Source organism: Alicyclobacillus pomorum DSM 14955 (assembly GCF_000472905.1).
GTDB lineage: Bacteria > Bacillota > Bacilli > Alicyclobacillales > Alicyclobacillaceae > Alicyclobacillus_A > Alicyclobacillus_A pomorum.
Map to the genome: position 1 here is coordinate 75,321 of NZ_AXAR01000006.1, position 25,895 is coordinate 101,215.

A 25,895-nucleotide genomic window follows, 5' to 3' on the forward strand; every position below is an offset into this window, starting at 1 on the left:
GATGACGGGATTGTTGCTTGCAGAACTTATGAGGATTGCTGCAGAGGGGTTTAAACATGTAAAACATCTCCTTCCAATACGCTTACGAGGTTAGCTGTCGGGTTAGGGTAGAAAGGGTACCCCACGATAACGTTTCACCCCAAAATTGGTTCCCCCGCTTCCCGCACGGTCATTCACTTCCGCCCGGGAATTCAGCGCTATTTGATGAAGTTAGTTCCTTTCTTTACCTTACATCAAATATGGCCACAGCGCAAATGTATGACATTTTCAGGTTGTGGACATCGCGAGATTCGGGCTCGTGAAAACTGCCCGTCCAGATTGAGGGCTGTCCACACAAATTGAGCAGAAACTGACTATGATATAGCGGCTCTGTTGAGGGCAATGCGACCTTTCCGCTACATTCCCTTCAACCCGAACGAATCCTGGACAACCTGTCACGGTTGACTTCTATGAGAGCCCAATACATGATGCCTATCAGGAGGATAGAAAATGAAACATTCAAAATCTCACTGCGAAATCGAACCTTAGTCTCCAAAGGAACGCCTGGAAAAAGCCTTTCGTATTCGTGCACAGGCCGCTGAATTTCAAAAGGGGCTACCTCTCCCGGACCATCCTTGTAACGGGGACGAACACTTATTTTCCAATAAAATCGCTAACTATTCTAAGGCTCTCCCACACAATCAACTCGGGGAAGTTCATCTCGACGCCTACAATGCCTTCATTCATGCGTTAACGACAGGCAAACCAGGGGATTTTGAGTCCATCCCTCTTGGCGGAGTCGTCAAGCTCACTGATCCGCAAGCCACCTATGCGTTCGAATTGGCAGGGCCCGATAGTCATCATTTGGGTATCGCTGTACCACCAGCATTCAGTAGTGCCCGAGAAGCAAGCGAGATGGGCAAGCTCTACTGGCGTGCACTCACGCGCGACGTACCTTTCGCAGAATTTGACACCAACCCCCTCTCTCAGGCTGCCGCTTCTGATCTATCCAAATTTTCTGATTTTCGTGGTCCAAAAGTGAATGGTAATGTCACTACGGGTACCTTGTTCCGCGAGAAAATCCCCGGTGACCTCGTGGGTCCTTTCATTTCCCAATTCCTATGGAAGGACATTCCTTTCGGAGCCACTACGATTGTTCAGCGATATCGTACGACAGTGGTCTGGGTGCTTGTTTGATTCTGCTCAGTTTTGGGCCGTCAGCTCTAGATCCAGGAAACCCATATTTCGATTCGATGACTCAAGTCGGTTTTGCCACCTTCGGTGGGCCGCACATTCTGGATATGGTCGCGCGGGCGGCTCGGGTGGCCCTAGAGTCTGCTTGGTTCCAAAAATTTCTGGTCCATCGCCGACTCCGTCCGGAGGAGTTCGGAGGGCGCGTCCACAATCGCTTAATCGGCGCCGCCAACTACCCAATTAACCCAGAATTGCTCAATTCAGAAGCTGTTTCACGAGTCTATAGTAAATATGGCACTTATCTGCTGCCTATGGGCTATCCGGAAGGATGTCCCACCCATCCTGCGTTTCCTGGTGGTCACGCTAGCTTTGTTGGGGCCATGGTGACTATGCTAAAGGCGTTTTTTAATGAATCGTTTGTGATCCCCAATCCGGTAACGGCTAGCTCAGACGGACAACTGTTACTCCCCTATTCTGGCACGTCTTTAACAATCGGCGGTGAACTCAACAAACTTGCCTCCAATATTACGCATGGACGTGACACTGCCGGTCTACACTGGCGCTCTGATGGCGAAGGCTTAAAGCTAGGAGAAGCTGTTGCCATCGGAATTCTTCGGGATTACAGGGCTACTTTCAACGAACGGTTTGGCGGTTTCTCCCTTACCCAATTTGACGGTACAACGATAACAATCTAATAGAATGCTCAGCATTCCTCACAAGCAAAAACCGAGGAGAAAATCTCCTCGGTCCTGCTCTTATTCTCTCATATCCTGGTTCCACGCACCTGTCATCGTGACTACCTCGGCCTCGCCACAATGCCGTTGTGCGCCTTAATGATGCCGTGGCGTAGAATCTCAAAGCCGTTTTCGTACAAGTAGAGCCCCATCTGCTGCACGGTCATCAGTTCACGATACGTATAGTTCATCGCTTCCGCCATGACGTGGTAGAACAACCGAGACTTCCATTGTAAGCGGGGTGTCGTGAGGATGGCGTAGCCGCCAGGCTTGAGGAATCGGCGGTGAAAATCTATCGCTTCTGGTTTGTATTCGTCCGGAAAATGCTCGATGAGTCCGACGCTGAGCACAATGTCAAACTCCTGGCCGAACGGGAGGTTGCGAATATCGTCGACCATAAAGTCGGTGTTCATCTGGTCCTTGTACCAGACACGGTGTCCACCGGTCTCCGGATTCACGCCAAGGAACGGGTAGTACTCGGGAAACTTGCCAAAACGGTCTGTCTTGCAAAACTCGTCGTAGTCCACCAGTACGGCTTCCCCACCGGGATACATGGCGTACAACTGCATCGCTTCATAGCCATCAGCAGCGCCGAGAAACAAGATCTTGGGCCTATGCACCTGCAATCCCTGAAATAGTGCGCGTTTTCCACGCGGATCCCAAATGGCGTCTTGTACCCGGTGTGTCAAATTCCACAGTGCGAGCTGCTGCATTTCTGTGAACAGATCCGGAACCTCGCCCCATTTGAACGTGGATAGCGCTTGTATCATTTGCCGACGTACCCGACTGCGCTCTGTGGGCACATCTTTGATAAACCACTCATGAAACGACCTGTTGAATTTTTGCCAGGATACGGGGACAGGCATGGTGTCACCGTTTTGCTCTTCCCAAACCCGTTTGCCACTCGCGTAGTTCTCCACCCGAAACGGCCGTCCTACGTCTTTCCAAGACACCGTGGCCCAGTCTCGCACAATATGGTCGCGGATAAACTTCTGCGTTTCTGGCGGAGACGGCGTCCTCAGATCAATGCGCAGATTGGACAACGTTTTGGTCATACCGATGTGCTGTTCTTGAAACGGCCTTGAACAGTCGGTCTCTCGTAAGACCTGTTCACGTGCCATGACCATCACGGCATCTCCTCCTCAAGTGGCAAACCCTTTTTGATGCCCAATCCACTCAGATCCGTCGTCCCAGTTCTCCTTTTTCCATATGGGGACAATCTCCTTCAATCTATCAATGGCGTATGCGCTTGCAGCAAATCCGACATCTCGGTGCGGAGCGGCCACTACGGAGACGACGGCAATGTCCCCGATATCGAGCCTGCCAATTCGGTGCGTCATGGCAAGCTGCGTGTGCGGCCAGCGTTCTTTGATTTCCTTCGCAATGTCAGCCATGGTTTGTACAGCCATGGGTTCGTATGCTTCGTATTCCAAGTAGATGGTTCTCTTCCCCTTCGTGAATTCGCGCACCGTTCCAATAAAAGGAACAATCGCACCGATGTCCGGCCCACCAACCTTGGCAATCACCTCCGCAGGATTGATGGGATCTCGAACAATTTCGAAATACTTCATCGCTTACCCTCCACTGACTGGCGGTATAATGGCTATCTCGTCCCCTGGTTCCAATTTTTCTTCTCGCATCACGTACTGGAGATTGCGCGCGACCATGGAACTGTGCAAAATCTCCTTTGCGTCCGGGTATCTCTGCGTGAGCACATGGATGAGATCCGCAACACTGGCTGCCTCTCTTTCTGGAATGCGGACTTCACTCTGGCCTACGACCTCAGCCAACTTCGCAAAAACCTTTACAGTAAGCATATTCTCCTCCGCCCCCAACAGAATCTCCATGAGAACAGATGTCAGGCGCTACCCGCCCATTTGAAACATCTCGAGTTTGGTTCTGTGCAATCCGGACGTGTTGCTCAGGCGGATTTCAGAATAACGGTCTTTCCTTCTATTCCACACGTTGACAATAGCTTCTTTGATTTCCATATCACTTGCACCTTGACGAAGCATCGTCCGCAAATCAGTCCCGTTCGCGGAAAACAAACAGGTATAGAGTGAACCTTCCGCAGAGAGTCGTGCACGCGTGCAGGTTGAACAGAACGCCTGTGTCACCGACGAAATGAAACCGATTTCATCGTTAGATCCCTTGTATCGGTATCGGGCGGCCACTTCCCCAAAATAGTTGGGACTGAGCGGTTCTAGAGGCATTTCTGCGTGAATCAGCTCCACGATGGTTTTACTAGGTACCACGTGATCCAGCCTCCACCCGTTGCTGTTCCCAACATCCAGGTATTCAATAAATCGAAGAATGTGGCCCTTATCACGAAAATAACGCGCCATCGGTAAAATATCCTGGTCGTTGACCCCCTTTTGGACCACCATGTTGACTTTTACTTGTAAACCAACATGAGCAGCTTCCTCAATTCCCTCCAATACATGCTTCACCTGAAATCCTCGCCCGTTGATTTTCCCGAAGCTCTCGTCATCCAGACTGTCAAGACTGACATTGATCCTTTGCAAACCTGCATCTCGTAACGCTTCAGCATGTTTGGCAAGCAGTGACCCATTGGTAGTAAGAGAGAGGTCTCGGACGCCCTCAATTTGGGCAATACTCCGAATGAGCTCAGGGAGGTTTCTCCGCAACAGCGGCTCTCCGCCGGTAATTCGAATTTTTTCAACGCCTAAATCCACAAAAATTTGGGCCAATCGAGTGATTTCCTCAAAACTCAGTAGTTGATCCCTATCAAGAAACTGAAAATTGGGTCCAAAAAGTTCTTCAGGCATACAGTAGCGGCAGCGAAAGTTACATCTATCTGTAACGGAAATCCGCAAGTCACGTAACGGACGGCTTAAACCATCAAGCAATTTTGTACGTTCGTTCCCTGCCATGATGCATCACCCTACCTATTCGGCTTCAAACTGCTGTTCCACTTTTCTGAAGTCTTCAGGCGTGTCGATATCAACGCCCCAAAGCGCTTCTTCAAATGCGATGAATTTGGCGCAGTTCTTGTGACGCTGGATAATGGACCTTCCTCCTTCGTCACCCTCTATTTCCTGGAACTCATGATAGTATTCCGCATCAAATAGGATAGGATGGCCGGGAGCACCTGCGTATACAGGTCGTACGATGCGAATTCCGTTTGAACGATGAGAATGATAGGTGTCCACTATCGTGTCTACCACAAAGTTTGGTACACATGGCTGATCCCCCAAGAATATCAGGACCGCTTCGGTTCGCCCAGTGACAGCCTGAATTCCCATCTTTATAGAGGAAGCCATACCGGTTCTATAATCTGCGTTTCTTCGAATTTCAACATCGGGGATGCCTTGGAGATGAGTTTCCAGCTGATGGATATGTTCTCCCCCGACGACAACGATGGGTTTCAAATGAGTAGACACGGCCGCATCAACCGAGTAGCGAAAGATAGGTTTGTTTTTTAAATTCAATAAAAGCTTCGGTTTCCCCATCCGTTTCGACATACCGGCTGCCAGGATGATTGCTCCGATATCCGACATGGACTTTGATCCTTTCTTTCCTCATAAGGGTACCTTCGTCCTCACTGCGCACACAAGAAGATGGCTTTTTGTACCTTCGGCTGTCGTGCGTCATCGGCAGCTGTACCACAGTCTTCAGTTGAACTTTGCTTCTCGAACTTCCCTTTCTGACTCGGTAAGCTGCGCGTTTTTCTTGTCCCCAACGAACCCCACACGAACTGCACTCCACCACGCACCGATAACCCCACCGGTCATGCCGCCCATGCCACCGCCCATCATCACGTTGACAATGGACATAAAGTCCATCATGCTGGGCGCATGACCTGTAGAAATTATCCATGCAAGGGCAGCCAACAGAGCCCCTACCGTCGATCCGACCACGCCCCCAACCATGGCACCCATCAGAGCCCACATGGCTCCATGTTGCTTGTGGATGCTTGCAACATCCAGAGGCAAATTCGTTCGAGGCACGAAGTGTTCAACCCGTTTCCATCCCATTCTGAATCCAAGCGCACTGCCAAACAGTGAGCCAGCGCCGGCAAGTACAAGGGCAACCAGTCCCGATGTACCTACGAGGAAATCGACAATTCCTCCCAAGAGAGCTCCACACATGCTGCCCCAGGCACAGCCCCAACCAGTTGTCCGACAAAGGATATCCATGGATAATGACCACCTTTCCGGTTATGATGCGTCCAGCGCAAGATTTTGCTAGGAAAATCGATGAAGTGTATTGCGTCTCGGTATCCGTACCACGTCACGGAACGGTCAGGTATGAATGAACACCCATTTGGGTCTATAACATGACTGTATTTTCATTATACATTATATATATAAACATTTATCAAGATTTATATAAAACGGAATATAATCCAACTTGAGCGGTTGAACCCACATCCAGTCAAACCAAGGAGATGACAAACCGTGTCTAGGATTAGTGAAGCACGTGAAGTGTTTACCCGGATTGAACAGGCCTGGTCAGATGGTGAACGCACGGCTCTGCTCACAATTACCCAAGTAGAGGGCTCCGCGTACCGCCTTCCCGGAGCCAAAATGATGATGACAGAAACAGGAAAAATGCTCGGTACACTGAGCGGCGGTTGCCTGGAATCCGACCTGTACGGATGGGCGGAAAAGGCAATGCAAGAAGGCGAACCCCGTATCGTGAATTACGATCTCAGTGAAAACGAGTTGTGGTCCCTCGGAATTGGCTGCAAAGGAATCCTGGAAGTTGCCATTTTCCCCATTCGTCCCGAAGACCGATTTTGGCAATCTGTACGGGAGGCCGTCGCCCAAGACCGTGCCGTCTCGTTGGTTATCGAATTGCCTACCGGTGCTCGTGCCGTCTTCGACGGGACAAGCCCGATTTCCGGTGAGATTGACAATCTGCCAGATGCCGTCGTACAGCGTTTGACCAGCCGTGTCCGGAGTCGTACGAGGGCGGAAGTCGCCGTGGTTGATGGACGCCGCTTTTACATCGACACCATGCGCCCAAGTGAACGGCTGATCCTCTGCGGTGCAGGCCACGACGCCGTACCCGTGGCGGCACTCGCCGCCAAGTGCGGATTTCGGGTCACTGTCCTGGATCCCCGCAAGGAGTTCAACGGACCCAACCGCTTTCCTACCACAGAACACCTGGTCGTCGAACCAGATCAAGCGGATCCTGCACAACTCAAGGAAAGCTGGTGGCTCATCATGAACCACCTGCAAGTGCGCGACGAAGCCGCATTACATCTCGCACTGCAAGCCCAGCCCAAGTTTATTGGTGTGCTCGGTCCTTTGTCGCGAACGCGCGAGATGCTGAACAACATTGGCGCGGACATGGACAGCGGTCCAATTCATGCCCCAGTTGGGCTGGATCTGGGTGCGGAAACCATCGACGAAGTCGCGGTTTCCATCGTGTCTGAATTACTCGCAATACGGTCCGCGCGAACGGGTGCGCCGCTCCATCGGCGAGAAAAAATTCACAGCTGACGGGTCAGGGCGCCGCAGCTCGCAGCGCCCCGCCCAGCACCGCCTTTTTCCATGTTTCTACATCATGAACATCGACAAACGCGTCAATGTAAGGCAACGCCATCGACATGCCCACCGCAGTTGGCTCATATCCGGGTTCGCCGAGCAACGGGTTGAGCCAAACCACTCGGCCTACACGAGCAGCCAAGTCGCGCATGGACGTATGCATACGCTCCGGATGCCCAGCGTCAAACCCATCCGACACAATGATGACGGACGTATGCCGGTGCAATAGACTCGGATACCGGTGCAACAGCTGGTCCAACGCACTGCCAATGCGTGTGCCACCCTTCAATCCCGGCAAATCTGCATACGTCAAACCCGTAACCCCTTTGCGGCCAATCAGAGACGTGACGCGCAACAGGCGCGTTGAAAAGAGGAAGATTTCCGTGCGTGCGCGGGCCCGCGTGAATGACCAGGCGAGTGCTGTGATAAACGGTGCATATGGCTTCATGGATCCTGAAATATCGATGACCAGGACAACGCGCGGCTTGCCAGGACGGTGTCGACGCATTTTCAGTACAAACGGCTCCCCTGCGCGGCGCATGGCGTACCGCATGGTTTGGCGGAGGTCGATTTTCCCCCTGCCTCGTGACCGCCATTTGCGGCCTCGCGGTGCATCCATCGTGCGCACCGCCAAGCGAGTCAGATGAACCACGTCCTTCAAGACCTGTTCGTCTGCCCGCAAAGCGTAACGCTCGCCGTCGTTCGGATGATATCCGGCGAGGAAGCCCTGTACAGACTCCACCGTCTGTCGATCCGCCTGTTCTCCGGCACCGCTGTCACTCCCACCAACCAAATCATCCGGCTGGAAGCGGCGCTTTTCCTCCAATTGCACGCCCCGACCACAAAAGTATCGCTCAAACAAACTCGGAAAGATGCCCCACTCCGCCGGTGTGCGCGAATAGATGGACCGAAAGGCACTGCAGACCTCGTCTATGTGGGTCAAGTCCAGTTCAACCAAGGCGGCAATGGCAGTCAACGTTTCTGGAATCCCGACCTTAAATCCATGTTCTCTCAGCCAAGGCGCAAAGCCGGCCACCTGCCGCACGATGTTCGCCGTCCAGCGGCCAACCTCCTCACCCGTCAGGCGTTCCATAACACGTCGAGTCCCCTCTCCCGAACGAAGTTCAGGTCTTCCTCTGTCTTCAACAAACATCCAAGGGTCAGCCGAATGACCGCTTCGTCTAATTCCTGCGTCCCCAACTCGTGCAGCGCCTTTGCAAAATCGATGGACTCTGCCATTCCGGGAGGCTTGAGCAGCGACAACTTCCGCAGTCGTCGCATGCCACGTGCGATTTGTTTCGCCAGTTCATGCGCAATGTGCGGCACATGCAGGGAGATGATGGCCGCCTCTTGTTCTGGCGACGGGTAATCGACCCAGGCGTACAGACAGCGGCGCCGCAAGGCGTCCGACAAGTCGCGCGTGCGATTGGACGTCAACATCACAATCGGTGGCTCAACAGCGCGAAAGGTTCCTAACTCGGGAATCGTCATTTGGTATTCCGAAAGGAATTCGAGCAGCAACGCCTCGAACTCCTCGTCGGCGCGATCCACTTCATCAATCAACAGCACAGGCGCTGGCGTTTCTCGTAGCGCACGTAGAAGCGGTCGTTCGATGAGAAACGGCTCACTGTACAGCGACGCCTGATTCACGTCCCCATCGGCGAACGCCGTACGTGCCGTCAGCAACTGTTTTGGGTAATCCCAATCGTATAACGCCTGACTTGCATCCAAGCCCTCGTAGCACTGCAAGCGAACGAGGTTCACCGAACGAACGGTGGCAAGCGCTTTCGCCAGTGCCGTTTTTCCCACACCTGCAGGGCCTTCCAACAGCAGCGGACGGGCCAGCCGCTGTGCCAGATGCAGTACAGTAGCCAACCCTTCCTCAACCACGTAGTGAGCACGATGCAGTTCCTTCTGCAATTGGCGCACCTGCTCGTTCATCTGAACATCCTCCACTTCCGTTCGTTCAACCTTCATCCGCAGCTGTTCCGTCCGTGGCGCCGACCGCCGCTTCGTCCGGCAAGTTATCCAAGGCATTCTTCAGGTTGGCAAAGACCTTCTGTGTGATTTTTTGCGCCTCTCTATCTATCAAACGCCCGCCGAGACTTGCGATGGGCCCACTGATCACCGCGTCGCACTTCCATTTCAAAAGGGTTCCATCCGCAGTGTCGGTGAGTTCCATTGCCGCCTTCATATCAACACCGCTCCCCATTCCACCGCCGCGAATCGACAGGGAGGCCGTCGAGCCCGGTTGAGTGACGGTTAATTCACTTGTGAGATCGAACTTGCCGCGAATCGGGCCCACGCCGACCTTCACGAGCGTGCGAAAGCGGGTTTCACTCTCCACGTTCAATTGAATCAAGTCGGGAATACAGGGCCCCATTTTATTTGGATCAATCACGAAATTCCAAATCTTCTCTCGTGGCTGTTCAATGGTGAATTCTCCTTGATACGTTCGCATGATTTTGCCTCCTCTGTTGTTCATGCCAAGTCTGACTAGACGCGCGAAGCAGACGACCATCAACGGGCTGGATACCGCCCCTTATGTCCTCGTGCCAGTACACTTCCACGCACCTACGCCCCCGTGGGGCGCGCCGTCAGGCGTGACTATGCAGATACCTTTCCGGTTCTCGTGCGAAGCGGTCCCGGCAGCCACCACAGCAAAACCCGTAGGTGGTTCCGTCCAGTTCCAGCCGGTGTGGCGTCTTCGCCAAGTCTACAGTCATGCCACACACCGGATCGACCACCTCTTGATGCACTGAGACATTGCTGCAGTGGGTTACTGAAGCCTCAGACACCGAAGTCCAGGCAGCGGACTGTCCCTCCCACAGTGCTTTCGCACCGCGGCGTCTGCGTTCCACAATTTGCGCCAGCACGCTGAGTGCGATTTCTTGCGGCCCGACGGCGCCGATATCGAATCCTGCAGGCGCCGTGACAAAGTCGATAAAGTCGCTGGACGCACCCGCTTCCGCCAAATCGGCGCGCACTCTCGTCCAGCGCTTTGGACTGGTGACGAGGCCAAGATAGCGAAGCGGCAAAGAGGCGACGGCCAGCAGTCCATCGACATCGTACAAACCCATCGTGGCGACGACGCCATACGCCGGCGTATTCGCATGAAAATGAAGTTCACTGCGCAGTGTCGCGACCGGGCCTTCCGCACGAGGGGTTGCCGCCTCTTCAAGCGAGATCCGGCGCGGGTTCAGTGAGAATCTGGGCGCGAGTTCTGCCAACGCAAGCGCGATGGGGGAGTTCCCGACCACCACCAACAGTGGGTCCACATGTTTCGGTTCCAAGAACAGTTCGACCGTCCCTTCCGATGCGCATGTCATCGGCAGGACCGTCACGCCTTCCGCCACGTCGGTCGGCGGCTGCGGCGTCACGAGCACGAGCTTGCTCTCGCCCGTGCGGAGGCACTTCTTCGCCTGGTCGATGACCAGATCCCGCGTGCAATGCCCCCCGACAAACCCTTTCATTTCGCCATCCGCCGTGACAATCGCTTTGTCGCCAACCGTGGCAGAACTTGGGCGCACACGGCGGACGACAGTCACCATGACGTACGGTTCCGCCCGTTCATCCAAGTCCCTTGCAGTGTCCAAGAGATTGTCCATCCGTTGGACCCGACGCCCCGAAGGCCGCCGGGTCATCCCTCCTCCATCCAGGTTGGCTATCGGATTATTCTGAGATACCGTGCTCCCTCAAGATGCTCCACACTTTCCAAGGGAAAATCGGCATATCGATGTGCTCCACACCAAACGGCGACAGTGCATCCACAACCGCGTTGACAAACGCCGCGGGAGAACCGACATTCGGCGACTCTCCAACGCCTTTCGCACCGATTGGGTGGTGCGGCGACGGGGTCACTGTCCGGTCCGTTTCCCAGTGCGGGGTGTCTGCCGACGTGGGAACCAGATAATCCATCCAGTTCGGAGCCAAACAGTTGCCGTCCGCGTCGTATGGAATGTCTTGCATGAACGCAATCGCAAACCCTTCGGTGAGCCCTCCGTGAACCTGTCCGTCGACAATCATGGGATTGATCACGTTGCCGCAATCATCGACTGCCAGGAAACGCCTCACCTTGACGGCGCCCGTTCCCTTGTCGATATCCACCACTGCGATGTACGCCCCATGGGGGAAGGTGAGATTCGGTGGATTATAGTAGTACGTCGCTTCCAAGCCCGGTTCCAGGCCCTCAGGGATGTTTGTGTACGCAGCAAACGCCACGTCCTTCATCGACACAGAGCGACCCGGCAAGCCCTTTACGGAGAAAGCGATGCCATCCCACGTGACGTCGTCTTCACTGACCTCCAAAAGATGGGCGGCGATTTTGCGCGCCTTCTCACGAATCCTGCGCGCGCAAAGTGCTGCTGCACCCCCCGCCGTCGGCGTGGAGCGACTGGCGTACGTGCCCAACCCGTAGGGTGCCGTGTCGGTATCGCCTTCTTCAATCAGTACGTCGTCCGCACTCAGTCCCAGTTCCTCCGCAATGATTTGGGCAAATGTCGTTTCGTGTCCCTGGCCCTGGTGCCGCACACCAAGCCGCGCAATCACCTTTCCAGTTGGATGGAAGCGAATCTGCGCACTGTCGAACATCTTAATGCCGACAATGTCGAACAGGTGCGCAGGACCTGCGCCGACCACCTCTGTGAAGGTCGAGATGCCAATGCCCATCAATTCCCCGCGTGCCCGCTTTTCTGCCTGTTCTTTGCGCAGCTCTTCATATCCAATGCGGTCTAGCGCGAGTTTTAGCGTCTTTTCATAGTCCCCGCTGTCGTAGACCCATCCGGTGGGAGATTTATATGGGAACTGGTCCTTGCGAATGAAGTTGCGAAGACGCAGCTCGGCGGGATCCATTCCCAGTCGCTGGGCCAATACGTCCATCACTCGTTCAATCAGGTACGATGCCTCTGTGACACGGAATGAACAGCGATAGGCCACGCCGCCGGGCGCCTTGTTCGTGTAGACTCCGTCCACCTCGACAAACGCGGCTTTGAAATCGTACGAGCCGGAGACAATGCTGAACAATCCGGCCGGGAACTTGGACGGATCTGCCGCCGCGTCGAAGGCACCGTGGTCGGCTATCGTCTTGACGCGCAGTGCCAACACTTTTCCGTCCTCACGCGCCGCAATCTCAGCGGTCATATGGTAGTCGCGAGCAAAGTGGCTGCTGGCAACGTTTTCGGTACGCGTTTCAATCCACTTCACAGGGGTTCCTAATTTCAAGGAGGCGGCAACGGCAATGACGTAACCTGGATATACGGGAACTTTGTTGCCAAAGCCACCGCCAACATCCGGTGAAATGACTTGAATTTGGTGTTCGGGAAGACCGGACACCATCGCCAGCACCGTCCGGTGGACGTGGGGCGCCTGCGAAGTGACATACAATGTCAACTTGCTCTTGGCTGGATCGTAATCTGCGACGCATCCACAGGGTTCGAGCGGCGAAGGATGGACGCGTGGGAACCGCACCTTCTGACTGACGATGACCGGCGCGTCACGGAACAGCGTCTCGGTTTCCTCTCTGTCCCCCGCCTCCCAGTGGAAGATATGGTTGGACTTTTCCTCTTTATCCTCGCGAAGAACCGGAGCGTCCGGCGCAAGTGCCTTGAAAGGATCCACCACAACCGGTAGAGGTTCGTAATCGACTTCAATCAGTTGCGCCGCGTCTTCTGCTTGCGCACGCGTCTCCGCGACCACCGCAGCCACTTCCTGGTACTGGAACAAGACCTTGCCCGTGGCCATTACCATCTGTTGGTCCCCTGCCAGCGTTGGCATCCAGGCGAGGTTCATGCTGGCCAGGTCCTCTCCCGTGAGTACCAACTTGACCCCTGGTGCGGCGAGTGCCGCAGACGTGTCGATACTGCGAATGCGGGCGTGCGCGTACGGACTGCGCACGATGCAGAGATAGAGCATATTCGGCAACATGACGTCATCTACGTAACGGCCCTTCCCACGAATCAGTCGCGGATCCTCTTTACGACCAATCGGTTTGCCCATCGGCCGCATCTCAGTCTGTCGAAGTGCCATGGGTTGCCGCCACCTCCAATGTTTCTTGAGTTTCACCCGACATCTTGCGAGCAGCCAGTTGAACCGCTTTCACGATGTTCACATACCCCGTGCAGCGACAGATATTCCCTGAAAGCGCCTCGCGAATTTCTTCTTCAGTCGGCGCCGGATTCTCTTGTAACAGCGCATAGGATGCCATCAGCATGCCAGGCGTGCAGTAGCCGCACTGCAGCGCGTGCTCCTCCCAGAATGCGCTTTGCAATGGGTGCAGTTGCCCGTTCTTCTCCAGCCCTTCAACGGTCAGCACCTCGCGACCGTCCGCCTGCACGGCGAGTACGGTGCACGACTTGACGAGTTTCCCGTCCAACAGCACGGTGCAAGCACCGCAACTGGTGGTATCACAGCCGATGTGCGTTCCCGTCAGCTTCAGTTGTTCGCGCAGAAAATAGGCCAACAACGTACGCGGTTCAACGTCCGCTTCGTACGGGCGTCCGTTGACAGTCACCCGGATGTTCATTCCGCCCCCACCCTTTCTTGCAACTCTTCCGCGATTTCCAGGAGTGCGCGTTTTGCAAAAACACGTAGAAGATCCCGCTTGTAATCCGCACTACCGCGCAGGTCATCTGCAGGGTCCGCGTCTTCCGGCACCAGCTTGGATACGGTCGAAATCGTCTCCTCCGTCAGAGGTTGTCCGACGAGCGCCGCCTCCGCCTTCGCAGCTCGCAGTGGAATCGGGCCACACGCGCCAATGCCGATGCCAGCCTCGGAAACGCGCCCATCCTTGCCCATCACCACGTGCACAGCCAGCGCGGCAATGGCGAAATCACCGGCCTTGCGTTCGAGTTTCATGTAACGAGCGGCCACAGGTCCGTTTGGTGTCGGAACATGCACCGCCACGGCAAGTTCATTTTCCTCTAGAGATGTCGCGAACGTATCCACAAAGAACTCATCAATGGGAATGAGTCGGCTTCCCTCCAGCCCCTGTACTTCTACGTCGGCACGAAGAGCAATCATCGCCGCTCCCCAATCCGAGCCCGGATCTGCGTGGACGAGCGAGCCGCAAATGGTTCCGCGGTTGCGAATCGGCGGATCCGCAATCCAACGAGCGGTGCGGGACAGGAGCGGATATCTGTCGCGCAGTTCCGTCGCATGTTCCGCGTCGGCATGTCGTGTCAGCGCACCAATCCGTAATTTTCCATTCTCCTCGCGCCAGCCTTTGAGATCATCGATGCCGTTGACATCAATGAGTACGGCTGGGGCTGCAATGCGAAATTTCATCATCGGCAACAAGCTTTGGCCTCCTGCCAAGATCTTGCTGTCGTAGCCGTACTCAGTCAGAAGGCGGATTGCCTCATCGACTGATGTCGGCGCTTCGTACTGAAAGGCATTGGGAAACAACGTAAAGCCTCCTTTGTCTAGCAGAGTATGGTTTCCATTCGGCTGTCGCTGCACTGTCATCCCAGCGCATGCCCGCCGTGAAGGCGGTTTCAAGATAAAACAAGGGGTAATTCAGTTTCATTTCATTATTAGATGAATTCCGTTTTCTTGAATTATTATAGAATGTAAAATAGACGTGGAATACACCCAATCGGGTGTTTATCAATACCTACTCCTCCCGCAATACCTCTCGAAAGGACGGGAGACGACGTATGCGTGAACCTACGCCATTCACTGAACTCTTTCAAGTTTTGTCTGACGCACTGGAGCGTCTACAACCTTGCATGGACGAGGGGCTTGAACCGCTGTTGCAGGCTGTGATTGACTACGCCCGTGAATTGGTACGCGCATCCTTCGCAGGCATCATCATTTTGGAACCACAGGATCCGTCTACCGTCCGGTACTTTAAAGTGTCCGGATGGCACTCGGAGTTCTCTGAATTTCCGAAAGGGCAAGGGATGTACTTCTTACCCGCGCAAACCGGCCATTCGCTGCGCGTGGATTCGGTTGCCGGACATCCACTGTCTGTCGGTATACCCGCAGGCCATCCACCCATCGAAGCGTTTTTGACCATTCCACTGCAACGCCACGGTCAGACGATGGGTTGCATGTTCTTCGGCAAACCGCCCAAGGCAGGCGCATTCACCAAAAACGACGAAGACATGATGACAGGGTTTGCTTCACTGTGCGCGATGGCCATTTCATGGTGTGAGCAGCGAGAGAAACACCGCTTCCACATCTTGACGGAAGAACGTCGGCGCATTGCGGAGGAATTACACGATTCGCTGTCCCAAACCTTGTTTGCGGTGGCCCGCGAGATTGACCGCTTGGAACGAATGGTGACGACAGCCAAGGAAAAAGGTGAGCTACAGGCACGTATTGCGCGGTTACGTGAATTGACGAACCAGTGCCAGTCGGAGTTGCGTGCCATATTGTTCCGTCTCATAGACGGTGAAACAAAACCCAACCTGTCCGCTTTGACGGACCTCGTACAAGAATTTGAGCGTGTGAGTGGAATTTCCACACAACTCATCACACACGGGAACTTGCATCAACTGAGCGAGCCGGTCCAACAGGCCGTCCTCAAGATGGTCGCGGAGTCGTTGACCAATATATACCGCCATGCAAACAGCCCCGTCGCCGTCGTCCACGTGCTTGTAGACGCGGACAAAGCCACGGTTGTTGTGCAGGATGCCGGCGTTGGCATTTCGGATGAAGCGCTCCGCCTCATGAACCATCCAACGGGCCATTTTGGGTTGTACTCGATGGCGCGGTCGGTCGCCATGCTCAATGGTACGCTGGATATTTTTCGGAATGATGACGGAGGGACGACAGTGCGGTGTACGTTTCCGATTCACTCACATGCTGAACCAAACGGGAGTCCCCTGAAGCCAGGTTCCGTTCCATTCGGCCCGAGTTTAGGCCACACTTCAGAAGATGAGACGCAAGGAGGGAACAATCTTTGACGAAGCGCATCGTTGTCGTTGACGACCATGAGCTGGTTCGAATCGGTTTGCGCGCACTGCTGAGCGACGGCGGGTTGGAGCTGGTGGGCGAGGCAAGCAGTGGATCCGAAGGACACGGACTCATTCAATCCCTGCAACCGGATCTCGCACTCATTGACGTGCGTCTACCAGACATGAGCGGTATCCAGTTGTGCAAGTCGGTGCGAGAAACCAACACGTCAACCCGCCTCGCCATCCTCACCTCGGCGATGGACAAACATGTCATTTACGCTTGTCTCCAGACTGGGGTTCAGGGCTATCTACTGAAGGATATGCCCGGTGAAGAGTTGTTGCGGTCCATATGCCATATTTTAGACGGAAAATCCGTCCTCGACCCGAAAGTGACCGAATACGCCCTACACTGGATTGAATCCCGTAAGGAAGGTGAACCACACAAGGATGTTCTCGACTTACGGGACTTAGAGATCCTCCGCCTCATGGCACAAGGGCGGACCAATCAAGAAATCGGCAAGCACATGTACCTGTCCGAAAATACGGTGAAATCGATTGTCAATGAAATCTATCGTCGCCTTGGCGTCAGAAGCCGCGTGGAAGCCGTGATGGAGGCACACCAACGGGGGCTTCTATGAACCTTATATATAGTGTTGTTTGTCTGACTTAAACGGTGGGCTTGACGGTGCAACCTCGCGCGCTTTGCGATGTGTGTGTTATATAACGATTGTACGTATTCTATAGGTGTTTGTATACAGAAAGTTGTATACTAGATTCGTTCAATTTCAATAAGTTCGTCGAAATTACGGGGGTATATGTCGCATGACGTCTAAACGAACGAGCAGGTACATTGTATGGGGATTCGCGTGCATGACGGCTCTGATGAGCGTGGGGTGTGGTCAGGGCCCCGCTCCATCTTCTGCCACGCCCACCGGGCACGCCCCGCTGTCCGTCCTGTACGCGGGTTCCATGACAAAAGTGATGGAAGGCACCATCGGACCCGCCTACCGGAGGAGCGCAGGCGTGGAACTGGCCGGGGAAAGCGGCGGATCGTCAGCACTTGCACAAATGATAGCATCCGGTATCAAACAGCCGGACGTGTTCATCAGTGCAGATCCGTTGGTGAATGACAACGTCCTACTCGGCCCAAGCCATCACAACATGGAAGACTGGTACGCGACGCTGGCGAGCGATGAAATGGTTATCGTATACAGCCCGAAGAGTCGATTCGGCGCTATGTTGAAGGAAGCTGCAGACACCGGGGACTGGCTTAATGTACTGGAGAAACCCGGATTCTTGTTGGGACGAACGGATCCCAAGCTGGATCCGAAAGGCACCCGCGCCCTCCTCGTGATGGAGCTGGCCGCTCGGTACTACCATCAACCAGACCTGGTGTACCGAATTCTGGGTTCTACCGAAAATCCGAAGCAGGTCTTTCCCGAGGAAACCCTGTTGTCTCGGCTGACCACGGGACAATTGGACGCCGCTTTCGCATACCGGCACGAAGCGGTGGAATGGGGGCTTCCGTACATTGCGTTACCCAAACAGATCAACTTGGGAGATCCCAGCTACGCCAAAACCTATGCAACGGTGTCCGCTCCAGGCGCCGGGGGTAAACAACAGCACGGAGCCCCCATTGTGTTCACCATTTCCGTGCCAAACACGGTCAAGCATCAAGCGGAAGCGACGGCCTTCGTGGAGTATATGCTGAGTGGCGCAGGCCACCGACAACTCTTGAAGGACGGCTTCGGTGCTGTGGACATCACCCTGCTCGGTGACTTGTCCAAGGTGCCAAAGCCGATTCAAACCGTGGCGGCTGCGCATGCATCCTCTGGAGGTGGACAGCACTGAAGCGAGTCGTCCCGTCAGTGCTGATGGTCGCTGCACTTGTCCCTTTTCTCTTCATTTTGGCGCCCATCATTCACCTGGTTTCCACCGCCAATCTGTCTGACGTCTGGACAGTGCTGCACGACGACACGTTTCTCTTGTCGCTAGAGACTTCCATGGTGGCCGCTCTGTTGACAACGGCCTGCGCCATCGTCTTCGGGCTCCCCGCTGCGTTTTTGCTGTCCATCTGGCAATTTCGGGGGCGGCGTTGGGTAGAAGCGGTACTGCTCTTGCCGCTCGTGATGCCGCCCCTCGTGGGCGGCACGGCCGAAATCAGTGTGTACGGGCCGAACGCATGGCTTGGCGCATGGTTTGCCGGTCACGGTGCACCGCTCACCGATAGCCTGATTGGGGTCGTTCTGGCCCAAGCGTTTGTCACCAGCCCGTTCCTCATTCTTGCAGCGCGCGCAGGCTTCGATGAAGTGCCGCGAGACCTGTTGGAGGCGACTCGACTGGCTGGCGGTGGTCTGTGGGCACAGTTTTGGTTCGTCTACCTTCCGTTATCGCGGCAGGCCATTGGTGCAGGCGTGTTGCTCACATTCGCGAGAAGCATCGGTGAGTTTGGCGCCACGCTCATCATGGCCTACCATCCGTACACGGTACCGGTAGACATTTGGACGGCGTTTACGAGCGGTGGTCTGAATGCCATCATTCCCATGGCGGTCGTGCTGTTGTTCGTTTCCATCCTGATTGTGGCCCTCACATCGTGGATCCCGAGATCTTACTCGAGATAGGGGCGTTCTTTCCATCGTCGGTGTCCTGTCGAAAGAAGACAACGCGGCCTAGACCGCGTTGCACAGGATCCGCCGGTGGACGGAAACCTCGAACAGTTCCTCCCATTTCCCCTGCAGAATGCGTTGGAGAGACGTCACGAATCCTTCAAATTCCCCTTCGATAAACGGATTTGGAACGAGGTACGCCTTGTCAGCGCTTACATAAATCAGCTCGCTGTCCCCCGAAAACTCGGTGTCCACCAGCTGAGTCCACAACACGAGAAATTCCCCGTCCAACTGCAATGTCTTCAGAGCCCATTCTGTGAGCGCATGGCAAACCTGATTGACCTCCTCTGGACTGTACCCGCCTTCCCACATGGTGGTGGAATAGTTGCGCTCCTGTAAGAATCTCGCAAACGCGGTGAGTACGGAAAGCGTCATTCGAATCCTCCTCGGCGTGGGTTTCAGTGATTATACTGTGCTTTCCCAGTCTAGTTGCTCACCACTTTGTTCCCCAGACCCAGGTTCGTCTGGTCAGAAGGCAACAACGGGAGTGAGATTCGAAAGCACGCTCCGCCAGACGACGGATTCGACACCGCAATGGAACCTCCGTGTTCGTGAATGATTTGCTGGCAAATGTAGAGGCCTAAGCCTGTTCCAGTTTCTTTCGTGGTGTAGAATGGATGAAATACCTTTTGCAAGCTGTCCGCAGGTATTCCAGGCCCGGTATCCCGAATTTCAATAATACCCTCGTCCCCCTCTGCATACGTTCGAATGGATACAACACCAGGCGTGGTCATCGCCTCAAACGAATTTTTTAGTAGGTTCAAAAGAACTTGTGCCAGTTTCTCCACGTCCACTCGAACAACCAAGTCCGTGTCGTCTTGTTCGATGGTGAAGTGATGCCGAAGGAATATCATTTCTGGTTCCACCAGGGCACATACCTTGGCGACGCACTCCTGCAACCGTTTGATTTCAAATCGAGCGACATGCGGTTTCGAAAACGTGAGAAATTCCTCTGTGAGCGCAGTCACTCTGTCTATTTCGCCCATCATCAAGTCAAACCAGGGTTTGACGTTGTACGCATTTCGTTGAGACACTTGGAGGAACCCTTTCACAGTGGTTAATGGGTTTCGGATTTCATGGGCCATGCTTGCCGCAATTTCGCCTAACACCTTCAGCTTCTCATTTCTGAATAGTTGTGCTTCCTGTGCCCGCCACGCTAATCTCTTTTCCTCAAACAACCTCTCTTCCAAGACGGACACGATGTCATGCTTGCTTTGACGCTCGTACGGAAAAATGGCATAGCTGTATGGACACCGCATCTCCAAGATCTCCGTCAAAGGCCCTTCGACAAATTCGGAAAACCGGGAGATAGCCTGTTCCGCGTCACTCCCATGTAAGGCAATCGCAAATTTATCGCCGCTGTATCGAGAAATCACCAGTGCATCTGGAAAACTAAGCGTCAGGCAGCGCGAAATCTCTTTAAGGATCTCGTTGCCTTTTTGAAACCCGTGCTCGTGATTCATTGCCTTCAGATTCGTGCAATCCACGAGAAACGCAACAAAAGGTCGCCCTTCCGACGCCATCTGATCTAAACGTCGATGAAAGGATTCGTAGTTGACCAGGCCCGTCAAGGCATCCACGACGGAGAGACCACGGTTTTCCGCCCCAAGTGGTTGCTGCTTTGGTAACTGGAGTGCATAGCAGAGTGTCACCACGAGTAGGATGGAGCCTCCAAGATCCGCCCCAGTTCCAAGCAGAGCGTACAGGTTGGCATCGGAGTAAGTGAACCGTACACATTCATACACACCCATCAGGAACACCGTAAGTCCGAGCGACGGAACGAGTCGCCGTGTCTCAAAGAGGTACCGAACAGACAATATCAAATAGAGCGCCTCGCACCAGTTCAGCTGGCTCAGACGATGAAATACAGCCAACAACACGACTTGAAAGATACGAAGCCACGACAGTCTCTTTTCGAAGTAGCAGCTGCAAATGAAAAGCAATGCGCACACAATGAGGAGCGCGTGATGGACCGATTTACCCAACAACAGGGATGACACTACGATGAATACACCGTAAATGACTGAAAACAGGTCAAAGACCATCAGACCACTCCGCCTACGTTTGCTGTTAGGAACATATATTCGGTATTTTCCAAAAACTAAACAATCTATCATAGACAATAGTATACACAATGTCTATCCAAATACCACCATCATGATACTTTTTCCCCGGTTCTTCTCCCCTACGCGTGCTACGAATACGGGTATCGCTCCAACGGGACCTTTGAATCTCAAAAAAGAAAGGGAACCCACCATGGCACGTGTTTGCCGGGTTCCCGTCCGTGCGATTTATTCTACATGTACAAAATCCTATCAGCCTCCTTGTAGAACCAGTTCCTTCTCAGGCGGACCTCCAAGCACGTGATCCAGGATGTATGACTCAATGGCGTGAAACCGTGCGTCCCGACGGCGCGGCCGCTCCAGGTCCACGGGAACGTCCAACGTGATGCTCCCTTGTTCCAGTACCACCACTCTGTCGGCCAGTGTGACCGCCTCACCGATGTCGTGAGTCACCAAAACAGCGGTGAATCCCTGCGCCAGCCAGAGCTGTTCAATCAGGCGTTGCATCTCGAGACGAGTCAGGGCATCCAGTGCCCCAAGCGGTTCATCCAACAGCAGCAAATTGGGGTTCCATACCAGTGCGCGTGCCAGGGCCACGCGTTGCTTTTGTCCACCAGACAGTACGGACGGCCACTCATTCGCCTTTTGCTCCAGACCCACCCATTGCAATGCGTCGTGCGCCACAGGTCGTTTGCTTCTCGGCAGACCCAACTGAACGTTCTGTATCACGCTCTGCCAAGGAAGAAGGCGCGGCTCCTGGAACACAACTCGAGTGTCCGGGCGAATCCCCGTCACCACGCGGTTGTCCACGAGGACACTACCGTGGGACGGAGAATCCAATCCAGCGATGAGGCGGAGCAGCGTGCTCTTTCCTCCTCCACTTTGACCAACCACTGCAATAAACTTCCCTGGTCGAACATCGACACTAACCTTCTGTAACACATGGTGCTTGCCAAACCGTTTCTCAACGGCCTCCAGTTTCAAACGCACCCCGTTTGACATTGTGCCATCCTCCCCTCACGCCGGTTCCGCAGCAGAAACCTGAAACTGCGGGTGCCACCGTAACCATTTCTTTTCCAACGTCCGTGCCATGACATCCGACAACGTTCCAAGCAACGCATAGAGAAGGATGGAGAGCACGACGACATCCATTTGCATGAACTCCCTCGCGTTCATGGCTAGGTAGCCAATGCCTGTGTTGGAAGCGATGGTCTCTGCGACGATGAGCGTAGTCCACATGACGCCAAGACCATACCGAACCCCAACGAGAACGGACGATAACGCACCGGGGAGGATGACCTTCAAGTAGAGAGATAGGGTGTTCAGTCCATACACCTTCCCCATCTCTATCAACCCTGGGTCCACCGACTTGATACCGTGGAACGTGTTCAAGTACACCGGAAACAGCACACCCAACGCCACGAGGATGACTTTTGCCTCCTCCCCGATACCGAACCACAGGATGACGAGTGGGATCAATGCTAAGTGCGGGATGGTCCGCACCATTTGCAGCGTTGCATCGAATACCGTTTCAGCCCATCGAAAGACGCCGTTCAGAAGGCCGAGCACAAAACCAACGCCTCCTCCAATGGCAAATCCAAGAAATGCCCGGCCTGCACTCACCGACAAGGCACTCCACAACGTCCCGGTCACGGCAAGATGAACGCCCGCCTGGACTACCTGAAGCGGGGTGGGCAACACGGAGCTCGCAATGAGACCGAATGCGCCAAGCACCTGCCAGAGTACGATGACGAGCACCGGTATCGCAGCCGACACCAACTTCCGCCCATTACCGGCCTGCCGGCGCAACTTCATCTTCACCTGCTGCCACCTCCCGAACCTGTGATTGAGGTTTGACCTCGGGCGACTTTTCGTTCGCAATCAGCTCTCCGAACGGCCCCACGAAAGCCGTCTCCGGCATATCCTTTCTCTGAGCGACAAGCAAGTGAGGGAACAGCAACTCCGCAACTCGGTAGGCCTCTTCCAAGTGCGGGTACCCAGACAGGATAAACGTGTCAATCCCAATGTCCGCATATTCTTGAATGCGTTCTGCAACCGTGGCGGGATCGCCCACCAGAGCCGTGCCTGCTCCTCCCCGAACCAAGCCAATCCCGGCCCACAGGTTCGGACTGATTTCCAGATTCGATGTATCCCCGCCGTGCAACTCGACCATTCGCTGTTGCCCGACCGAGTCGTACCTGGCAAAGATTTTTTGGGCGGCAGCGATGGTCTCATCGTCCACGTACTGGATGAGATCCTCAGCCGCCTTCCAGGCTTCTTGTTCTGTTTCCCGGACAATCACATGGAGTCGAATCCCGAAACGGAGCATCCGCCCTCGTTCGGCAGCCAACTGACGCATCTGTTGTACCTTCTCTGCCACTTGTTGCACAGGTTCACCCCAAGTCAGGTACAAGTCCACGTGTTCGGCGGCGACAACTTGCCCTGCGGGTGAGGAACCGCCGAAATACAGGGGTGGATAGGGGCGCTGTACCGGCGGATAGAGCAGCTTGGCACCCTCCACGTCCAGGTAGTTCCCGTGGTAGGTCACCGTTTCACCACGCATCAACTGCCTCCAAATTCGAAGAAACTCATCGGTCAATTCATAGCGCGCATCGTGTTCCAAAAAGAGTCCGTCCCCCGCCAACTCCTCGGGATCGCCACCCGTCACCACGTTGATCAGCAGGCGTCCGCCCGACAGCCGGTCGAACGTGGACGCCATTCTCGCGCCGAGGGTGGGGGACATCAATCCCGGTCGGATGGCAACCAGGAACTTCAACCGCTCAGTGACGGAGATCAGGGACGCTGCCGCAATCCACGCGTCTTCGCACGATTTCCCCGTCGGCAACAGCACACCGGAAAAACCCAGGTGATCCACCGCTTGAGCAATCTGCGTCGCGTAGTCCAAATTCACCTGTCTAGCGCCGTACTGGGTCCCTAGATACCTTCCATCTCCATGTGTCGGAATGAACCAGAACAGTTCCATCACTTTGCCCCCTCCGTCAAACGGCTGTCTACGTCGTCAGCGACGCGAATTGGATTCGGAATCAACCCCATGCTTTGGAACGTGTCTGCAATCTGTTGTTGTTCGTTGATGGTCTTGGCATCCATCGGCTGAAATCCGTAGTCCCTTCGATTGGCCGCTATCTCCAACACGCTCGAGTCAATCCCCAGCTGTGGCGCCAACAATTGGGCGACCTCTTTGCGATGATTCTTCGACCAAGCATCTGTCTCTCCGATGGCCTTGATGAGTGCTTGCACGACGTCCTTGTGTGTCTCTTCGAAACGCTTGGATGCAAAGTAGAATTCTTGGTTGGCGACGTGCGCTTGCCCATCCACCAGTACCCGTGCTTTCAAATCCGTTTGTGCCACCGCGTAGTACGGGTCCCAAATCACCCACGCGTCTACGCTTCCTTTTTGAAATGCGGCACGGGCGTCCGCAGGAGCCAAATACACGGGTTGGATATCTTGATACTGGAGTCCAGCGGACTGCAGCAGCTTTACCAGCAAGTAGTGCACGTTGGACCCCTTGTTCAGCGCAATCTTTTTGCCTTTCAAATCCTGCACACTGTGAATGGTGGAATTTTGGGGCACTAACATCGCCTCACTGTGTGGACTTGACGGCTCGTGTCCGAGATAGACAAAGGGGGTGTTTCCCGCCTGTGCGAAGATGGGTGGAGCTTCTCCAGCGTGCCCAATATCGATACTCCCGGCGCGCAGTGCCTCCAGCAATTGCGGTCCGCCGGGGAACTCCGTCCACTCGACCTTGTACCCCAGCTTTTGCATGGTCTTGTCGAACTGGCCCTGTGCCTTGACGATGTTCAGGGTTCCATACTTCTGGTAGCCAATATGAACAATCTTGTCACCAGTCGGCTGCAGCTCAGACGTTTGCGCAGCAGCTCCGCATGCAGCCAATGCAACCATCATCACACCGGCGACGAGCCAAGTGGCGGCCCGCCTGACGATTTGGAATAACCTCCCCATCCACTTCACGACGTTGTTCCCCCTCCCGCGTACACCGTCCGCGACATGTTGTAGACGTCTGCGACCAACTCCACCAGCGCAGCGGACAGTCTCTCTGCAATCTCATTGTCTAGCTCGACCGAGCCATCTGGTTTTTTCACCACATGCCTTTCCAGCGCGAACACGCCGCGCAGGATATGCGTCGCGCCCAGCACAGCCAACAGCGGCTTCAGCGCGTAGTCGAGTGCTAAGAGGTGTGACTGCGTGCCGCCAATCGCAAGCGGGAGAACCACCTTCCCTTCAAAGCTGTGCATCGGTAACAGGTCCAGGTACGTTTTCAACAATCCCGTGTACGAGGCTTTGTACACCGGGGTTCCCACAATCACGGCGTCCGCGTTTCGCACTCGTTCGGTCGCCTGTTGAATCGCAGCGCTGTTTGCGTTACCGCAGACCAGGTCCACAGCCGGCAGTTCCCGTACATTGATCCAGTCCACGGAGAGTCCAGACGCCGCAAGGGACTCGTGAACGAACGCCAGAAGAGCAGCTAACCGAGACGAAGACGATGGACTCCCTGAGATGGTCACGATGTTCAACGCGATATCCCTCCTGGTTTGCAATGGATGTGATACTCTGGCCGAATCGTCCCCACACGTCATGCACCTTGCGTGACGAGCCCCTATCCAAACGCCACGTGCGTGTGAACAGACAAGCGCTCGGATGCAAAAAGGCCCTTCTCACCGGACATGAGTCTCCTGCTCATGTTCCGATGTGAAGGGCCTTCGGTGGTCCGATCAGCCTTCCCTATGAAATGATTACTAATTTTATCGGAATTGTTCGTTTATATCAAGCGCAAATGATGAATTAGAGTTCAGCGATTTGCAAAATA

26 protein-coding genes and 1 riboswitch are annotated in these 25,895 nt (G+C 54.6%); of the genes, 6 read left to right on the forward strand and 20 right to left on the reverse strand.

Annotated features, from left to right (window positions below; all coding sequences use genetic code 11):
- Positions 1-65 precede the first annotated feature (65 nt).
- Positions 66-207, reverse strand: a riboswitch (cyclic di-AMP (ydaO/yuaA leader).
- A 965-nt stretch (positions 208-1,172) separates the two neighbouring features.
- Positions 1,173-1,868 carry a vanadium-dependent haloperoxidase gene (locus YWK_RS22420; RefSeq protein ID WP_245578554.1) on the forward strand — a complete coding sequence of 232 codons (696 nt, stop codon included), beginning with the start codon at positions 1,173-1,175 and terminating at the stop codon, positions 1,866-1,868.
- A gap of 101 nt (positions 1,869-1,969) precedes the next feature.
- Here YWK_RS22420 and YWK_RS0107840 read toward each other — a convergent pair whose 3' ends face one another.
- From YWK_RS0107840 to YWK_RS0107865, 6 genes are all read right to left on the reverse strand, one after another.
- Positions 1,970-3,034: a class I SAM-dependent methyltransferase gene (locus YWK_RS0107840; RefSeq protein WP_026964365.1), complete on the reverse strand. Its 1,065-nt coding sequence runs from the start codon at positions 3,032-3,034 to the stop codon at positions 1,970-1,972.
- 15 nt (positions 3,035-3,049) lie between these two features.
- On the reverse strand, positions 3,050-3,478 hold the full coding sequence (locus tag YWK_RS22425; protein WP_026964366.1) for a molybdenum cofactor biosynthesis protein MoaE: 429 nt from the start codon (positions 3,476-3,478) through the stop codon (positions 3,050-3,052).
- 3 nt (positions 3,479-3,481) lie between these two features.
- The gene (locus tag YWK_RS22430) at positions 3,482-3,724 is read right to left on the reverse strand and encodes a MoaD/ThiS family protein (RefSeq protein ID WP_035466432.1); all 243 of its coding nucleotides are present in this window, start codon (positions 3,722-3,724) and stop codon (positions 3,482-3,484) included.
- Positions 3,725-3,772: 48 nt separating this feature from the next.
- Positions 3,773-4,801, reverse strand: coding sequence for a GTP 3',8-cyclase MoaA (gene moaA, locus YWK_RS0107855; RefSeq protein WP_035466434.1), 1,029 nt, complete (start codon positions 4,799-4,801; stop codon positions 3,773-3,775).
- 15 nt (positions 4,802-4,816) lie between these two features.
- Entirely contained in the window at positions 4,817-5,428 is a 612-nt protein-coding gene (locus YWK_RS0107860; RefSeq protein ID WP_026964369.1) for a nucleotidyltransferase family protein, read from the reverse strand.
- 114 nt (positions 5,429-5,542) lie between these two features.
- Complete coding sequence (locus YWK_RS0107865; RefSeq protein WP_026964370.1) at positions 5,543-6,067, reverse strand: hypothetical protein; 525 nt, start codon at positions 6,065-6,067, stop codon at positions 5,543-5,545.
- 261 nt (positions 6,068-6,328) lie between these two features.
- Between YWK_RS0107865 and YWK_RS0107870 the strand changes: the two genes are divergently transcribed.
- Positions 6,329-7,378 carry an XdhC family protein gene (locus tag YWK_RS0107870; protein ID WP_026964371.1) on the forward strand — a complete coding sequence of 350 codons (1,050 nt, stop codon included), beginning with the start codon at positions 6,329-6,331 and terminating at the stop codon, positions 7,376-7,378.
- Positions 7,379-7,382: 4 nt separating this feature from the next.
- Here YWK_RS0107870 and YWK_RS0107875 read toward each other — a convergent pair whose 3' ends face one another.
- From YWK_RS0107875 to YWK_RS0107905, 7 genes are all read right to left on the reverse strand, one after another.
- Positions 7,383-8,516 (reverse strand): vWA domain-containing protein, encoded by a 1,134-nt coding sequence (locus YWK_RS0107875; protein ID WP_026964372.1) that lies wholly within the window; start codon positions 8,514-8,516, stop codon positions 7,383-7,385.
- Positions 8,504-9,364 (reverse strand): AAA family ATPase, encoded by an 861-nt coding sequence (locus YWK_RS0107880; protein WP_026964373.1) that lies wholly within the window; start codon positions 9,362-9,364, stop codon positions 8,504-8,506. The genes YWK_RS0107875 and YWK_RS0107880 overlap by 13 nt, the downstream gene beginning before the upstream one ends.
- A 25-nt stretch (positions 9,365-9,389) precedes the next feature.
- Positions 9,390-9,884 carry an SRPBCC family protein gene (locus YWK_RS18870; RefSeq protein ID WP_051375352.1) on the reverse strand — a complete coding sequence of 165 codons (495 nt, stop codon included), beginning with the start codon at positions 9,882-9,884 and terminating at the stop codon, positions 9,390-9,392.
- 136 nt (positions 9,885-10,020) lie between these two features.
- Positions 10,021-11,067, reverse strand: a complete 1,047-nt coding sequence (locus tag YWK_RS0107890) for an XdhC family protein (RefSeq protein WP_245578555.1) — start codon at positions 11,065-11,067, stop codon at positions 10,021-10,023.
- Between the two features lie 28 nt (positions 11,068-11,095).
- On the reverse strand, positions 11,096-13,447 hold the full coding sequence (locus tag YWK_RS0107895) for an aerobic carbon-monoxide dehydrogenase large subunit (RefSeq protein WP_026964375.1): 2,352 nt from the start codon (positions 13,445-13,447) through the stop codon (positions 11,096-11,098).
- A complete protein-coding gene (locus tag YWK_RS0107900; RefSeq protein ID WP_026964376.1) occupies positions 13,428-13,943 on the reverse strand; it encodes a (2Fe-2S)-binding protein in 516 nt (171 codons plus the stop codon). The genes YWK_RS0107895 and YWK_RS0107900 overlap by 20 nt, the downstream gene beginning before the upstream one ends.
- The gene (locus YWK_RS0107905) at positions 13,940-14,824 is read right to left on the reverse strand and encodes an FAD binding domain-containing protein (RefSeq protein WP_026964377.1); all 885 of its coding nucleotides are present in this window, start codon (positions 14,822-14,824) and stop codon (positions 13,940-13,942) included. The genes YWK_RS0107900 and YWK_RS0107905 overlap by 4 nt, the downstream gene beginning before the upstream one ends.
- A gap of 251 nt (positions 14,825-15,075) precedes the next feature.
- Between YWK_RS0107905 and YWK_RS0107910 the strand changes: the two genes are divergently transcribed.
- From YWK_RS0107910 to YWK_RS18880, 4 genes are all read left to right on the forward strand, one after another.
- Positions 15,076-16,329: a GAF domain-containing sensor histidine kinase gene (locus tag YWK_RS0107910; protein WP_026964378.1), complete on the forward strand. Its 1,254-nt coding sequence runs from the start codon at positions 15,076-15,078 to the stop codon at positions 16,327-16,329.
- Positions 16,326-16,958 (forward strand): response regulator, encoded by a 633-nt coding sequence (locus tag YWK_RS0107915; RefSeq protein ID WP_026964379.1) that lies wholly within the window; start codon positions 16,326-16,328, stop codon positions 16,956-16,958. The genes YWK_RS0107910 and YWK_RS0107915 overlap by 4 nt, the downstream gene beginning before the upstream one ends.
- Positions 16,959-17,142: 184 nt before the next feature.
- Positions 17,143-18,171, forward strand: a complete 1,029-nt coding sequence (locus YWK_RS18875) for an extracellular solute-binding protein (RefSeq protein ID WP_156909075.1) — start codon at positions 17,143-17,145, stop codon at positions 18,169-18,171.
- A 23-nt stretch (positions 18,172-18,194) separates the two neighbouring features.
- Positions 18,195-18,941, forward strand: a complete 747-nt coding sequence (locus tag YWK_RS18880) for an ABC transporter permease (protein ID WP_245578563.1) — start codon at positions 18,195-18,197, stop codon at positions 18,939-18,941.
- Between the two features lie 48 nt (positions 18,942-18,989).
- On the opposite strand, the gene YWK_RS0107930 is transcribed toward YWK_RS18880, so the two are convergent.
- The 7 genes from YWK_RS0107930 to ssuE form a co-directional block, all read right to left on the reverse strand.
- Entirely contained in the window at positions 18,990-19,361 is a 372-nt protein-coding gene (locus tag YWK_RS0107930) for a hypothetical protein (protein WP_026964380.1), read from the reverse strand.
- A 50-nt stretch (positions 19,362-19,411) separates the two neighbouring features.
- Positions 19,412-21,031 carry an ATP-binding protein gene (locus YWK_RS0107935; protein ID WP_026964381.1) on the reverse strand — a complete coding sequence of 540 codons (1,620 nt, stop codon included), beginning with the start codon at positions 21,029-21,031 and terminating at the stop codon, positions 19,412-19,414.
- 270 nt (positions 21,032-21,301) lie between these two features.
- Positions 21,302-22,051, reverse strand: a complete 750-nt coding sequence (locus tag YWK_RS0107940) for an ABC transporter ATP-binding protein (protein ID WP_026964382.1) — start codon at positions 22,049-22,051, stop codon at positions 21,302-21,304.
- A 15-nt stretch (positions 22,052-22,066) separates the two neighbouring features.
- The gene (locus tag YWK_RS0107945) at positions 22,067-22,864 is read right to left on the reverse strand and encodes an ABC transporter permease subunit (protein WP_026964383.1); all 798 of its coding nucleotides are present in this window, start codon (positions 22,862-22,864) and stop codon (positions 22,067-22,069) included.
- The gene (gene ssuD, locus YWK_RS0107950) at positions 22,839-24,032 is read right to left on the reverse strand and encodes an FMNH2-dependent alkanesulfonate monooxygenase (protein ID WP_026964384.1); all 1,194 of its coding nucleotides are present in this window, start codon (positions 24,030-24,032) and stop codon (positions 22,839-22,841) included. Before ssuD ends, YWK_RS0107945 begins: the two co-directional genes overlap by 26 nt.
- Positions 24,032-25,030, reverse strand: a complete 999-nt coding sequence (locus tag YWK_RS0107955; RefSeq protein WP_026964385.1) for a sulfonate ABC transporter substrate-binding protein — start codon at positions 25,028-25,030, stop codon at positions 24,032-24,034. Before YWK_RS0107955 ends, ssuD begins: the two co-directional genes overlap by 1 nt.
- Before the next feature lie 5 nt (positions 25,031-25,035).
- Entirely contained in the window at positions 25,036-25,593 is a 558-nt protein-coding gene (gene ssuE, locus YWK_RS0107960; protein ID WP_342664240.1) for an NADPH-dependent FMN reductase, read from the reverse strand.
- Positions 25,594-25,895: the final 302 nt, after the last annotated feature.

Bases quoted from the DNA above. Each gene is read 5' to 3' on its own strand.
- YWK_RS0107840 (WP_026964365.1), bottom strand. From the start codon at position 3,034: ATGGTCATGGCACGTGAACAGGTCTTACGAGAGACCGACTGTTCAAGG.
- YWK_RS22425 (WP_026964366.1), bottom strand. From the start codon at position 3,478: ATGAAGTATTTCGAAATTGTTCGAGATCCCATCAATCCTGCGGAGGTG.
- YWK_RS22430 (WP_035466432.1), bottom strand. From the start codon at position 3,724: ATGCTTACTGTAAAGGTTTTTGCGAAGTTGGCTGAGGTCGTAGGCCAG.
- moaA (WP_035466434.1), bottom strand. From the start codon at position 4,801: ATGGCAGGGAACGAACGTACAAAATTGCTTGATGGTTTAAGCCGTCCG.
- YWK_RS0107860 (WP_026964369.1), bottom strand. From the start codon at position 5,428: ATGTCGGATATCGGAGCAATCATCCTGGCAGCCGGTATGTCGAAACGG.
- YWK_RS0107865 (WP_026964370.1), bottom strand. From the start codon at position 6,067: ATGGATATCCTTTGTCGGACAACTGGTTGGGGCTGTGCCTGGGGCAGC.
- YWK_RS0107875 (WP_026964372.1), bottom strand. From the start codon at position 8,516: ATGGAACGCCTGACGGGTGAGGAGGTTGGCCGCTGGACGGCGAACATC.
- YWK_RS0107880 (WP_026964373.1), bottom strand. From the start codon at position 9,364: ATGAACGAGCAGGTGCGCCAATTGCAGAAGGAACTGCATCGTGCTCAC.
- YWK_RS18870 (WP_051375352.1), bottom strand. From the start codon at position 9,884: ATGCGAACGTATCAAGGAGAATTCACCATTGAACAGCCACGAGAGAAG.
- YWK_RS0107890 (WP_245578555.1), bottom strand. From the start codon at position 11,067: ATGACCCGGCGGCCTTCGGGGCGTCGGGTCCAACGGATGGACAATCTC.
- YWK_RS0107895 (WP_026964375.1), bottom strand. From the start codon at position 13,447: ATGGCACTTCGACAGACTGAGATGCGGCCGATGGGCAAACCGATTGGT.
- YWK_RS0107900 (WP_026964376.1), bottom strand. From the start codon at position 13,943: ATGAACATCCGGGTGACTGTCAACGGACGCCCGTACGAAGCGGACGTT.
- YWK_RS0107910 (WP_026964378.1), top strand. From the start codon at position 15,076: ATGCGTGAACCTACGCCATTCACTGAACTCTTTCAAGTTTTGTCTGAC.
- YWK_RS18875 (WP_156909075.1), top strand. From the start codon at position 17,143: ATGACGTCTAAACGAACGAGCAGGTACATTGTATGGGGATTCGCGTGC.
- YWK_RS18880 (WP_245578563.1), top strand. From the start codon at position 18,195: ATGGTCGCTGCACTTGTCCCTTTTCTCTTCATTTTGGCGCCCATCATT.
- YWK_RS0107930 (WP_026964380.1), bottom strand. From the start codon at position 19,361: ATGACGCTTTCCGTACTCACCGCGTTTGCGAGATTCTTACAGGAGCGC.
- YWK_RS0107935 (WP_026964381.1), bottom strand. From the start codon at position 21,031: ATGGTCTTTGACCTGTTTTCAGTCATTTACGGTGTATTCATCGTAGTG.
- YWK_RS0107940 (WP_026964382.1), bottom strand. From the start codon at position 22,051: ATGTCAAACGGGGTGCGTTTGAAACTGGAGGCCGTTGAGAAACGGTTT.
- YWK_RS0107945 (WP_026964383.1), bottom strand. From the start codon at position 22,864: ATGAAGTTGCGCCGGCAGGCCGGTAATGGGCGGAAGTTGGTGTCGGCT.
- ssuD (WP_026964384.1), bottom strand. From the start codon at position 24,032: ATGGAACTGTTCTGGTTCATTCCGACACATGGAGATGGAAGGTATCTA.
- YWK_RS0107955 (WP_026964385.1), bottom strand. From the start codon at position 25,030: ATGGGGAGGTTATTCCAAATCGTCAGGCGGGCCGCCACTTGGCTCGTC.